This is a genomic window from Paraburkholderia sp. RCC_158, assembly GCF_041355255.1.
Taxonomy (GTDB): domain Bacteria; phylum Pseudomonadota; class Gammaproteobacteria; order Burkholderiales; family Burkholderiaceae; genus Paraburkholderia; species Paraburkholderia graminis.
In genome coordinates this window covers 194604-207629 of sequence record NZ_JBFUPM010000008.1, presented here as the reverse complement: position 1 = coordinate 207629, position 13026 = coordinate 194604, and the positions used below count along the sequence as shown (strand labels likewise).

Here is a 13026-nt window from a genome sequence, read left to right as displayed (position 1 = left end):
AGCGCGTCGAACCGCCAGGCGCTCCGCGGAGCGCCCGGAAGACTTACAGAATTTTCGACACCACGCGAATCTCCGCGTGTTCGACCCAATCGGCCACCGCCTGCTTGTAGGCCGTGATGTGCGCCGACTTTGCGTGTGCGGCGAGCGCTTCCTGACTTGTCCAGCGCTCGAAAAAGACGAACCGGCGCGGCTCCTGCATGTCGCGGTGCAAATCGTACTGAAGCGCGCCCTGCTCTTTGCGCGTCGGCCCGACGATTCCTTCGAGCGCTTCGCGCAAGCGCTCTTCGTAACCGGGTTTCGCTACTGAAATGGCGACCACCGCGATCTCCGACATCTTGACTCTCCGTTTTTACGAAAGCAGCAGCATACCCGCCACCCGCCGATGTTGCAGGCGGCCGCGCACCGCCGCCGCGCCGTCCGGCGTAGAAGCCATCGAGCGCGCGAAGCTAACGTCTGAGCACCGTCGCCGCCTGGAGTTTGGCGGGCATTCACGGGCCGCCCTGATACCCTCGGCTCATGCAAGCTTGCAGATACCTCACGACGGCCCGCGGCCCGCCACAGCCGGCGCGCGGGGCGAAGCGATGCAAGCGCGCATCGCAGCGAACGCCGGCGAATCCACCGCGACACCGCGCGCGCCGCGCCGTTTGCCCGCGGCAACGCAAATGTCATGCGTTGCATGCGCGGTTCGCGCCTCTGTGACAGCCCGCACATTCATGCGAAATGCAAGCTGCTAGACTCAATTTGACCACTCCGCCGGAGTCCCGCATGGCTGGCACCGCTCTCCGCGTTCCAGGGTTCGATCCGGTCCGCCGTGCGGGCGCTCCGGTTGAGTATTCCGTTGCGCATCCGCCGCGCGCCGAACTCGCGCGCGTGCCCCGCCACCCGATTGCCGCGATGCCACCATGTCCGCTCTCATGCCCGCCGTTATGCCCGCCGTTATGCCGTCCGTCAGCGAACTGAGTCTGAGCGGCCTGCTTCCGCATCTGGTCCGCGACGAGTCCGGCTGGACGGCGACGTGGCGCGCGCTCACGCTGCACAGCGTGTTTCAGCCGGTGCTGTCGGTCACGCATCAATGCGTGGTCGGCTACGAGGCGCTGCTGCGTGCATTCGATCCGGTCGGTTTGCCGGTGTCGCCGGAAGTGCTGTTCTCGGGCACGCGCTCGGCGGCCGACGCGCGCGAGCTCGACCGCATCGCGCGTTGCCTGCACGTCGCGAATTTCATGGAGCAACGCGTCGCGAGCGGCTGGCTCTTTCTGAACACGCGGCCGCAGGTGTTCGAAACCGGCTGGCCGCAGCGGACGTTCATCGACGAACTGTCCGCGCATTTCGGCTTGCCGCAGGAGCGCATCGTGATCGAGGTGCTCGAGCAGCCCGCCGATGACGAATCCGCCGTCGCCAGCATGCTCGCCGCGTCGCAGCCGCGCGACTTCCTGATTGCAATCGACGACTTCGGCACCGGTTTCTCCAATTTCGATCGCGTCTGGCGCTTCCGGCCGGACATCGTCAAGCTCGACCGGTCGCTCGTCGCGCGCGCGGGCAAGCGCGAGGGCGACGACTCGATGATCGGTCATCTGATCGCGATGCTGCATCAGTCCGGCACGCTGGTGCTTGCCGAGGGCGTCGAAACGGATGAGGAGCTGATGATCCTGATGCAGGCCGACGTCGACTTCGTGCAAGGCTTCTGGCTTGGCCAGCCGAACGGTTCGATCGAGGCCGCCGTCGCGAGCGTGCCGGCACAGATCGAGTCGATGTGGGGCAAGTTCGCGGACTACGAGCGAGCGCACGCGCGCCACAAGCAGCTCGGTTTCGAAGGCTTCGCGGAAGCCGTCACAGCCGCCGCCGACGCATACCGGAACACCGGCGATCTGGATCAGGCGGCGCAGAAAGTGTGGCATCTGAGCGAGGCGCGCCGCGTGTTCATCACCGACGAGCACGGTCAGCAGACCCAGGCATCCGTCACGGCCGCGTCGGTGCCGCTGCCCGAACTGCGGCTCGCGCCGCTCACGAGCAGCGCGCGCAGCAACTGGTCGCGGCGCGCCTATCTGAAACACGCGCTCGCCGCCCGCGGACGCGTCGCGATGATGGGTCCGCACTACTCGCTCGCCGACGGCGACGACTGCTACACCGCCGCGCTCGCGTTCGAGCGTGACGGCAAGACGCACGTGCTGTGCGTCGACTTCGTGCCTGCTGGATCTGCTGGATCTGCCGGCCCTGTTGCAGGACCGCGCGCCGGCGGACGGGCTCGCTAATCGTCGATCCGGCCACGGCCGGCCTTGATCTCGCCGCGCCGCGTTTTGCTCTCGAGACGCCGCGTATTCGATGCGCGCGTCGGCCGCGTTGCGACGCGCGGCTTGCGCGTCACGCTGACGCTTTCCACCAGTTCGTCGAGCCGCGCGAGCGCCGCCGCGCGGTTCAGATCCTGCGTCCGATGCTCCTGAGCCTTGATGACCACGACGCCGTCACGCGTGATGCGGCGATCGGGCAACGCAAGCAGGCGCATCTTCAGCACCTCGGGCAGCGACGAAGCGCGCACGTCGAAACGCAACTGAATGGCGCTCGATACCTTGTTAACGTTCTGACCGCCGGCGCCCTGCGCACGAACCGCGGTCAACTCGACTTCGTTCAACGGAATGGGATAGCGGGATGTCATGGCGCTCAAAGTGTACACAGCCGCGCGATGCGGCGCGCGTCGGGGGCGGGCGAAAACCGGCGTGCGAGTTGATCCGGCGCCGCGCAATCGTCGATACTGGGCGCTGTCTCTTTCCCTTTCTCCTTCGACGGATCTTTGCATGAAGCTTCGTCCCGGTTTCGTGGCCGAACTGGCCGTCAATTTCGTGTTGCCCTGGCTCGCCTATCGGCTGGCCCTGCCGCATCTTGGCGAAACGCGCGCGCTGCTCGCCTCCGCCGCGCCGCCCGTGATATGGAGTCTCGTCGAACTGGCGCGGTTTCGCCGCGTCGACGCACTCAGCGTGACGGTCGTTGCCGGCATCGTGCTCTCGGTCGGCGCGATGGCGCTCGGCGGCAGCCCTCGCATGTTGCTGTTGCGCGAATCGCTCGTGTCCGGCGCTGTCGGCGTGGCCTTCCTGCTGTCGCTCGGCATGCGCCGGCCGCTGATTTTCTACCTTGCGCGCGCGACCGTCGCCCGCGAGATGGAAGGCGGTGCGCAACGCTTCGAAACGCTATGGCGCGAGCGTCCCGCGGTGGTCAGCAGTATGCGGCTGATGACCGTTGTCTGGGGCATCGGGCTCACCGCCGAAATGCTGCTGCGAGCATGGCTGGCAATGACCTGGCCGATCGAGCGGTTTCTCGCGATGTCGCCGTTCATTGGCTACGGCATCTACGGAGCGTTGGCTCTGTGGACGCTGCACTATCGCCGGACGATGCGCAGGCGCGCGGAGGAACCGGTCGAAGCGGCGCCGAGTGCGAGTTGAGGCGACGCGGCGGTTGTGCGATGTGGTTGCTGCGTGCGGCGCGAAGCACCGAGCACAGCGCATCGCGAATCCCTCGCTTTTCACACGGATGCGGCCTTACCGCTAACGACCCCGCGACGCCTCCGCAATCCTCGCGGCAAGCCCCGAGTCGCGCTGCGTCGGCGTGGCGATCGCCTGCGCCAGCACCGCGCGCGCCCCGATCACCTCGACCCGTTCACGAGCGCGCGTGATCGCCGTATAAACCAGTTCGCGTGACAGCACCCTGCTGAATGCGGACGGCAGCATCAAAACCGCATGCTCGAACTCCGAGCCTTGCGACTTGTGCACCGTCAGCGCGAACGCGGTGTCATGCGGCGGCAGCGCGGCGGGCGACACGGCTCGCAGACCGCCGTCGCTGGTGCGAAAGTAAACCCGCAGCGCGCCGCCCGCGCCCGGCAGCGCAATGCCGATGTCGCCATTGAAAAGCCCCAGCGCGTAGTCGTTGCGCGTGACCATCACCGGTCGCCCGGCAAACCACTGCGCACCGACCGCGAGCGTGACGCCGGCCACGCGCCGCACCTGCGCCGCCATCAGCGCGTTCACCTGATCGACGCCGCGCGCGCCCGAGCGCGTCGCGCACAAAACACGGAAGCGATTGAGCGCGTCGAATAGCGGCAACGGGTTCGGCGTCGCCTCGGCGAGCGCTGCGGCCAGCGCTCGCGCATAAGGCGCGAAGCCGGTGGCGAGGCGCTCGACGGTGCGCTCGGTCAGCGTCGCCTGCGCGTCTTCGTGAAGCACGGCGGCAGTTTGCGTTGCGTCGGCGAGCAGCACGTCGAGCGCGGCGCTCGCCGCGCCATTGCGAATCGCCAGCGACAGGCGGCCGATCGGCGATTCGAGCCCGAACCGATAATTGCGCTCGAGCCACACGACGCAATCCGCGAGCGGGCTTGGCGGCTGCTGAATGGCCGGCGCGGGGCGCAAGTTGTTGCTGGAGACGTCGGCGTCAAAGAGGTCCGCAGTGACTGGTTGGGCAGCGGAACGGGCCACAACGGGCTCTGAGAAAACGTCGTCTTCGGGGCCGCGGAAAAGATCGGGGACGTCATCGCCATCGCTGTCGGGCAAGTGCGAGCCTTTCGTGAAACGCCCGGCGTCCGCGTCGATGTCCTGCGCGACTCGCGGCAGCGACCGAACCAGCCGCGCCTCGTCAATGCCCAAAGCGCCGGCAATCCGCTTCACCCCTTGCGCGGTAAAAGTCGGCTGGGCGCTCAATTCCGCGAACACGGCGCCGGCCTCGACCGCCGCGAGCTGATCCTTGTCGCCGAGCATCACGAGCCGCGTATGCGGTGCAATGGCGTCGAGCAGATGCGCGGCCATCGCGACGTCGATCATCGACGCCTCGTCGATCACGACGACGTCATACGGCAATGGATTATCCCGATGATGCCGGAAGCGCCCGCCCGGCCCCGAGCCGAGCAGACGATGCAGCGTGTACGACGTCTGCGGCAAACGGGCGGCCAGCTCGGGCGGCAGATCGCCGGCGCGCGCGAGGAGGGCTTCCTGCATGCGCTGCGCCGCCTTGCCGGTAGGCGCGGCAAGCGCGATCCGCAAATCGGCGCGCGTATCGAGCAGACACGCGAGCACGCCGACCACCGTCGTCGTCTTGCCCGTGCCCGGGCCGCCGCTGACAATCGTGAGCCGTCCCGACAGCGCCATCACGGCAGCCACGCGCTGCCAATCGACCTGGTCGTCCTTCGGCGGGCCGAAGTAGCGTAGGAGACGTTCGTTGAGGGTTTGGGTGTCGTCGGCGTTGGTGGTGGCGTTGGTGATCGCGCCAGTGGCTGCTTCGGTGGCTGCGTCGGTGGCCGCGTTCGAGGTGGCGTCGGCATCGCCGCCCGCCACCTTTCTTGCACCGACCGCCTCGTCGCTACGCGCACCGCCCGCTGTGCCGGAACGCCCGGCGAGCCACGGCGCCGCGGCATCGGAAAAACGGTGAGCCGCGCCCGCATGCGCGACCAGCGCCCGTGCGAGACGCCGTTCGTAATCGTAGTAGCGCGCGAGGTACAGCCGCCCTTGTCCGTCGATAACAAGCGGCCGCAGCGCCGCAGCGCCGCTCGCGCCGTCGCTCGCCATACCGCTCGCGAACAACGCCGCGCGTACTTCGGCAGCGGACGCCTCGAAGCGCTGCGCGAGCGACGCAAGCGGCACACACACGTGCCCTTCCGCGGTCGCGCGACTCGCGGCGAAAGCAGCGCGCGCCGCCCACTTGACCGCGTCGCCGGATGCGCCGCCGCGTCGCGCCAATGCGCCAATGCGGCGTGCGAAACCCTCCGCGAGCGCAATGCTGAAATCAGCCGGCGCAGGCAGATTGACGCCGATGTCTTCGAGTTGCAACGACGGCACCGACGCCAACGGCACCGATGCGTCCCGATCGAACGTGCTCATACGCCGCCTCCGATCATCGCCGCGTCGAGCAACGCGACCAGTTCGAACGACGGCCGTCTGGCATGCACGCCGGCCGGCCCATCGGCATCGCGCCAATGCGGACGCACGCCGCGCACGAACAGATACAGATAGCCGCCGATATGTGAGTCGTACGAATAATCGCGCAACCGCGTCTTCAGATAGCGATGCAGCGCGACCGTATAAAGCAGCGCCTGGAGGTGATAAGCATGGCTCGCCATCGCCGCTTCGAGCGGCACGGCCGAGTAGTCTTCGGCGGTCTCACCCAGATGGTTCGACTTCCAGTCGACGATCCAGAAACGCCCGTCGTGCTCGACGATCATGTCGATGAATCCTTTGACGAAACCGCGCAGCGCGCCCGGCTCCAGCGCTACATCTGGATAGCCGTGCTCGATCAGCAACGCGCGCAGCGCGGCGAAATCGAGCGAAGGCGCGGCGAACAGAAATTCGAGCTCGTTCAGACGCCGCCGTGGATCGAGTTGCGCGAGCGTCATGCCGGGCACGAGTTCCGTGCTGACCACGTCCTCCAGCAGCTTATGCATCATCGCCGGCAAACGCGGCGCGAGGTCCGGCGACGCCGGCGCAGGACGCTCGCGCAACGCACCGCGAATCGCGTCGGGCCACGTACGCGGATCGCCGAAATCCGCGAGTTCGAACATCCGGTGCAGACACTCGCCGGCCGCGGCGCCGCGCGGAAACGCGAGAATATCGTCGGCGGCAAGCGAGGATACTTGCAGCGCGGGCGCGGGTGCCAACAACGTCGGCGCTGCCGCCAGCACATCGGCTATCTCGTCGTGATCGGGGCGCACTTCCTCCAGCGGCGCTTGCGCCTCTTCGGCCTTGTCGCCCGCGGCGATCAGACCGCTAAAGCTCGCCATGCGCCACTGATCGCGTAAAGACCGGCGATGGCTCCGTGCGCGTTTGTGCGCGCCGCTTTCCTGCATGCTCTCGAGCGGCCTGCGGCGCTCCACCTTCGGCAGCGGCTGCAACGCAATCGGGCCGCCTGCCAGCGCTTGCCAGCGCGCGGACAACGCCGCTTCGTCCGGCGGATCGGCGAGCCAGTCGTCGAATTCGTAGCCGCTGCCGGCCACCAGCCAGTTCAACACGCTGCGCCGCGACTCTTTCGTGGAACGCGACGACAGGTAGGTGCCCGCCACGAGATAACAGCGATACACCGCACGCGTCAGCGCGACGTAGACGAGCCGCGCCCGCTCGGCCGCCTGCTCGCGCGCCGCGTGACGGGCCGCGCGTTCCACCTCTTCGTCGTCGCAGCCGTAATGCAGTACCGCGTCGCCGCCCGGATCGTGATATTCGCGTGCATCCGGCAAACCCGACGACGGCGGTTCGCGCAATCCGCCGTCATTCAGAAATGGGCAGAACACGACTGCATATTCGAGCCCTTTCGACTTGTGCACCGTGACGATCTGCACGAGATTGCGGTCGGACTCGAGCCGCAACTGCGCTTCCTCGCCGCCGCCCTGCGCGCGCTGCGCGGCAAGCCAGCGCAAGGTCGGCGCGATGCCCGGCTGCGTGGCCGCGCGCGCCTGCACGAGTTCGGCAAGATGGTTGACGTTGGTGAGACGCCGCTCGCCGTCCGGCGCGGCGACGAGCCGTTGTGCGACCCGCAGTTCGCGCATCAGCGTGCGCCACATGACGGCAAAGCCGCGCTCGTGCCAAAGCATGCGATAGCGCGAAAACCGCTCGACCCAGCCCATCGCGTCGGCCGCGTGCGCGGGGTCGTCGGCGACAGCGGGCGCGTCGGCGACCTGCTCCAGACGCCACAGCGCCGCGGCGTCGAGCCCGAGCCAGTCGGTCGCGAGCGCGGCGCGCAGACGGCGCAAGTCGCCGGGCGTATCGACGGCGGCCAGCACGCGCTCGATCTGCTCGGCGTCGAGCGTCGCGAACACCGAGGCCTGCGCCAGTTCCACACTGCCGACGCCCCACGCCGCCAGCACGCGTTTGATGAGACTGCCCTGCTTGTGCGTCTGCACGAGCACCGCGATATTGCCCGGCGCAAGCGGCGCGTCGCCGATCGTCACGGTGCCCTCGCGCGCGCCGCGCAACAGCCGGACGATCTCGGCCGCGCACGCTTCGCTCGCTTCGCGCTGAGCCTCGCGCTTGGTCAACGCCTGCTCGCCCGGTGGCAAGGTCCAGATGCAAAAGTCGCCGCCGCTCGAATCCAGATCGGAGAACGGCGGCCTGCGCCGTTCGCCCGCGCGCACCGGCTGATAGTCGAGCCCTTCGAGCACGAAGGCCTGCGGGTTCGCCTCGAACACGCGATTGCAAGCGTCGACGATGGGCGCCGTGGACCGCTGATTGACGGCCAGCGTATAACGCGCCAAAGCCGACGCGCGCGCCGCCAGATACGTATGCAGATCGGCCGCGCGAAAACTGTAGATGGCCTGCTTCGGATCGCCGACCAGAAAGAGCGGCCCGGCCGGCGCGAAAATGCGGCTGAAGATCGCGAACTGCAGCGGATCGGTGTCCTGAAACTCATCGATCAAAGCGGCGGGATAACGGGCGCGCAACGCATCGGCGAGCCACGGATGCGCGGCCAGCGCACGGTACAAATTCGACAACAGATCGTCGAACGAAACGACGCGGCGCGTGCGCTTGCGCGCCACCAGTTCGGCGGGCGCATGGTCGAGCCAGGTTTGCACGAGCGTGAGCCAGCGCGCGCGTTGCGCCGCTTCCGCCGCGACGACGGCCGCAGCCAACGCTTCCGCGTGCTCGAAGAACGCGTGTTGCGGCGGATCGAACTTGACCTTCGTGGCCTTCTTCAACGCCGAGGCCGTCAGTTTCAGCGCGGCCCGCGGCGGCGGCGCATGGCAATCGCCTTGAGCGAAGTACTCGGTCCATGCGGCAATCGCGGCGCTCACGTGATCGGGCTTGTGTGTGGTCTTGCTCAAGCGGTCCTGTGCCTCGGCGAGCAGACTGACGATCGTATCGCGCTCCGCATGCCACAACTCGCAGGCGGCGTCGAAACCGGCTTGCGGATCGGCGCTCGCGTCGGCGCTCATGCTTCCCCAACGCAATTGCGCCAACGGCTTCTTCAGGCGCCGCGCGAGTTGTTCGTCGAGCGATGCGGGCCCGGCGCGCCTCGCCACCAGCCATGCGGCGAATGCGGGATGCGCATGGGCGACGGGCTCGACCTGCTCGCGCCAGAAATCGGCGGCCATTTCGAAGCGGAGTGCGGCGTCGTCGGCTTCCATCTCGAACGCGAACGGCATGGCGGCCGCAAACGGCGCCTCCTGAAGCGCGCGCTGGCAGAACGCGTGAATCGTGTGGATGGCTGCCTGATCGAATGTGCGCAGCGCGCGCCGCACGACCTTCAGCGCCGTCTCACGGTCGATGCCGCGCTCCGGCGCAAGCGTCGTTTCGAAGAGCCGGCGGATAAACGGATCGCCGCCGTCGTCGTCAAGTTCGATCGCGCGATGCAGTTCCGCAAGCCGGCCGCGAATGCGCTCGTGCAGTTCGGCGGTCGCGGCCTTCGTGAAGGTTACGACGAGAATCTGATCGGCGTTCAGGTTCTTCTCGAGCAGCAGGCGCACATACAGCGCGCAGATGTTCCACGTCTTGCCGGTGCCCGCCGAGGCTTCGATCTGATTGACGCCGTCGAGCGAACACGCGAAGACGTCAAGCTCCTCAGCCGCCAGCGTATGACGATGCAGCGCGCTCATGACGTGCTCCGCAGATGCTGCATCAACGGCTTGAACACGATCGACGCGAGACTGCCGAACGGTTCGTCGAGCGTGAGCGGCGTACCTCGCAGCGCGATGCGCAAGGCCGGGTCGTCGGACTCGCCGCGCACGCGGTCGTTGATCCACACGCCCTGCGCTGCGGAATCGCTTTCGCTGACTTTGGCCCACGCGCTCTTCGGGAAAAAGCGCAGCGGCAATCTGCGCCCTGCCCTGAACAGCGCGGCGAGCGGCGCGAGTTGATCGAGCGGCGCGGCGACCGGCGCAAGCTCGAAGCTCTCGCCGCTGCCGTGCCAGACGGTGCGGCGCGGACCGTCCGGCCGGGCCGCGCAATAAGCCAGATGCGCGAGCCATGCCGACAGATAGTCGCGCGCGGTGGGTTTGGCGTAGCGAAAAATCACTTGTCCCGTATCGGTCAGCAGGTTCAACGTGCCGTGCAATTGCAACGGCGCTTCGGCGGCTTCGCGAAGCGCTTCGTCATGCGAGCCGAACAGGTCGCCGGCGATGTCCGCAGCGTCCGGCCAGCGCGGCGCGATGTCGAGCACGAACGGCAAGCGCTCGATGCCCGACGCCACTTCGCGGCGCACGCTGTCGGCCAACTGGCGCAGCGCGCCCAGTTCGCGCGCGCGCCACACCGCGCCGGTCGCGCCGCCGGGCAATTCGGGGCTCGCCTCGGCGACACGCCGCACGCGGTCGAACATGAGATCGCCGTCTTCATCGTCCGTGTCGAGCAGCACGGGCAACAGACGCCCGGCCAACGCATCGCGACCGGCGTAGTCGAGTTCGAACGGCTCGGTGTCGAGCAGTTCGGCCTGCGCGTCGGACAACACGATGCCGAGGCGATCGCGCAGCACTGCTCGCGCCGGATGGCGCCAGAAACGCACGAAATCGTCGAACGCGACGGGCGCGGCGTCTTCGGGTGGCAAGGGCTGGTCGAAGAACGGCGCGGCGGTTTTCTGCTGCGGCGCGGCCAGCAAGGTCGCGAGTTCCGCGCGATCGGCGTCGTAGGTGAAAAGCTCGGGCTGCGCGGCGAAGTACTCCGACGCGAACGCCTGCAACGGATGATCGACAATGAACGCGCGGCGCGCCTCGTCAACCTCCGCGGGACTCGCGCCCTCGCCCGCCGACACTTGCGCGAGATAGTCGAGCAGTTCGTCGACGAGCGCGGCCGGCGGCAACGGTGCGTTGTCGCGAATGCTACGTCCCGTGTACGCGATAAAGAGACGGCTGCGCGCGGCGAGCAGCAGATCGAGAAACAGATTGCGCTCGTCGTCGCGGCGCTGGCGGTCGCCGGCTTTGCCGAACGCGGCCATCAGATCGAACTCGTCGGCACGCGCGAGACTCGGCAGCACGCCGTCGTCCATGCCGAGCAGACACACCACGCGGTAGGGCAAGCCACGCAAGCTCGTCAGCGATGAAAACGTCACGCTGCCCCAAGGCACGCCGCCGCGCGCCGGGTCGTCGAGCGCTTCGGTGAGCGCGCCGCGCACGACCGCGGCGGGCAGCGTGACCTCCTGCGCGCCGGCCTGCATCGCGTCGCTCATCTTGTCGATCGCGTCTCGCACGGCGGAGAGCGACTCGGCGAACCCGACGCCGCCGTCAAAACATTGAGCAAGCGTTTCGAGCAGCAACTGCGTCCATTCGGCCGGCGTCTGCTCGCTCGCGCAGCGCGTGGCGAAGCTGTCCACATCGTCAACGAAACGCGACAGACGGCCGAGCAGTTCGGCGTCCGAGCCGCCCGCGCCCTCGACGGGCAGCCACGCATCCACCGGCTCGCCGCCGTCGGGCATCGCATAGCCGAGGTACAGGCGCGTCAACGCATCGGCAAACGTGTGACGCGCGACCGGCACGTGTTCGCCGCTCGGCTCGGCAGGCGACAGCCCGCGCCGCGCGCCGGCCGCCGCGAGCCATTCCTGCGCGGCTTCGAGCGAACCCGCGTCGATGCCGTAACGCACCGCAACCGCGTCGACCCGCAACCATTCGATCAGGTCCGGCGCGCCGACGCTGCGCTCGGGCAACGCGAGCCAGTCGAGCAAGAGACGCGCGACGGGATTGGCCTGCGAAGGCGGCAAGCCGGTGATCCGATACGGAATGCGGCGCGTGTCGCCAGCCGGCGTGGTGCCGAACACGGCGTCGATCAGCGGACCGGCGGCGGCCAGATCGGACACGGCGACGAGCACGTCCGACGGTTCCAGGTTGTCGAACTCGTCGAACCAGCCAAGCAGACGATCGTGCAGCACTTCGAGCTGCCGCGAGAGGCTATGGCACACATGAACTTCGATGCCGTGCTCGTACGGCAACTCGTCCGCCTGCGTCTCGGAACGCAGATCGAGAATGCTGTTTTGCACGGCAGCGAGCCAGCTCGGTTCGGGATTCTCCGTGAACTCGCCCGTCTCGCCCGAAGCCGCGCTTTCGGTGAGTTCGTGCAGCATGTGCAACTGCGCCTGCGTCTGACGACCCCATTCGGCCAGCAGCGGATGACCCACTTCCTGATAGTCCAACTGCCCTGCCGCGTCGAGCGCCTGAACGCGGCCTTCGCTCACCACGTCGAACCAGAATTCGCGACACGGGTTCATCACATACAGACGCACGTCGACCCAACGCGACAGCGCGCGCAGCAACGCGACGTGCAATGGCGGCATGGTGGGCAGCGCGAACACGCTCACCGCTTCGGGCCACCTGGCGTTGGCAATCGCGTCGAGATCCAGCGTGCCGATTTCGTCGAGGAAACGATAGGCGGGCGGCAGCGCGGCTGCGGGCGCTTGTGCCCCCCCGGCACCCCCGGCACCCCCCGCGTCCCCGGCTTCCCCGGCGAGTTCGGTCAGCACCGCGCGCCACAGCGCCGCCTGCCAGCGTTCGTCTTCGCGCGCTGCGTCGCTTGCGCCGACAAGGCGTGGGCCCGTGTCGTCCGCTGCACCGCTCGCGAAAATCGAACCGCCCTTCTGCCATTGCAACAGCCACTCCGGGCGATAGGTCAGATAGTGATCGAGCACGGTCGCCACACGGCGCGCGAGTTCATAGCGCATGGACGGATCGGCCGCATCGAGATACGTGCGAAGACGCGGCGACGCATTCCACGGCAAGGCTTCGTTCGAATCGCCGAGCAAACGATAACAACGCCACACGAGCCGGTCCGGCGCGAACGGCGAATGCCGCGGCACCGCGATCACGCCGCCGATTTGCGCCCACAGCCATTGCGCGAGATAGCCGAAGCTGACGTTCGCGCAGACGCCCTGGCGCGCCGCGATGTCCAGTTCGAGCCGCCGCCGCACAGCAGCGCTCGGCACGATCACGGGCTGCGCGGTCCAGGGCCCGGACGGCGCTTGCGCGAGATCGTCGAGCAGCGCGCCGACGAGCGTTTCATAGCGGTTCGAGTAGAAGAGCTGGAGCATGGGTCCTGACAACGCGATGGGGCTTTGCCGCATTCGCGACGAACGCGCGAAGCTCGGCAGACATTG

General features: G+C 67.8%; 7 protein-coding genes. 2 read left to right on the top strand and 5 right to left on the bottom strand.

Translation table 11 applies throughout. From position 1 onward, the window contains the following. Nucleotides 1–43: 43 nt before the first annotated feature. Nucleotides 44–334, bottom strand: a complete 291-nt coding sequence (locus tag AB6809_RS17990; RefSeq protein WP_006052975.1) for a putative quinol monooxygenase — start codon at nucleotides 332–334, stop codon at nucleotides 44–46. 604 nt (nucleotides 335–938) lie between these two features. Here AB6809_RS17990 and AB6809_RS17985 point away from each other — a divergent pair. Further along, complete coding sequence (locus AB6809_RS17985; protein WP_035570127.1) at nucleotides 939–2249, top strand: EAL domain-containing protein; 1311 nt, start codon at nucleotides 939–941, stop codon at nucleotides 2247–2249. Here AB6809_RS17985 and arfB read toward each other — a convergent pair. Further along, the gene (arfB, locus tag AB6809_RS17980; RefSeq protein WP_029969227.1) at nucleotides 2246–2650 is read right to left on the bottom strand and encodes an alternative ribosome rescue aminoacyl-tRNA hydrolase ArfB; all 405 of its coding nucleotides are present in this window, start codon (nucleotides 2648–2650) and stop codon (nucleotides 2246–2248) included. The two genes, AB6809_RS17985 and arfB, sit on opposite strands and share 4 nt — an antisense overlap. Nucleotides 2651–2789: 139 nt before the next feature. Here arfB and AB6809_RS17975 point away from each other — a divergent pair, with 139 nt between their 5' ends. After that, nucleotides 2790–3431, top strand: a complete 642-nt coding sequence (locus AB6809_RS17975) for a VC0807 family protein (protein WP_029969224.1) — start codon at nucleotides 2790–2792, stop codon at nucleotides 3429–3431. Between the two features lie 102 nt (nucleotides 3432–3533). Here AB6809_RS17975 and AB6809_RS17970 read toward each other — a convergent pair whose 3' ends face one another. Genes AB6809_RS17970 through recC form a run of 3 tightly spaced genes read right to left on the bottom strand, consistent with a single transcriptional unit; the run spans nucleotide 3534 to nucleotide 12960 of the window. Beyond that, nucleotides 3534–5852: an AAA family ATPase gene (locus AB6809_RS17970; RefSeq protein ID WP_371026907.1), complete on the bottom strand. Its 2319-nt coding sequence runs from the start codon at nucleotides 5850–5852 to the stop codon at nucleotides 3534–3536. Continuing rightward, nucleotides 5849–9550: an exodeoxyribonuclease V subunit beta gene (gene recB / locus AB6809_RS17965; protein WP_371026906.1), complete on the bottom strand. Its 3702-nt coding sequence runs from the start codon at nucleotides 9548–9550 to the stop codon at nucleotides 5849–5851. The genes AB6809_RS17970 and recB overlap by 4 nt, the downstream gene beginning before the upstream one ends. Beyond that, a complete protein-coding gene (gene recC, locus AB6809_RS17960; RefSeq protein WP_029969221.1) occupies nucleotides 9547–12960 on the bottom strand; it encodes an exodeoxyribonuclease V subunit gamma in 3414 nt (1137 codons plus the stop codon). Before recC ends, recB begins: the two co-directional genes overlap by 4 nt. Between the last annotated feature and the right edge of the window lie 66 nt (nucleotides 12961–13026).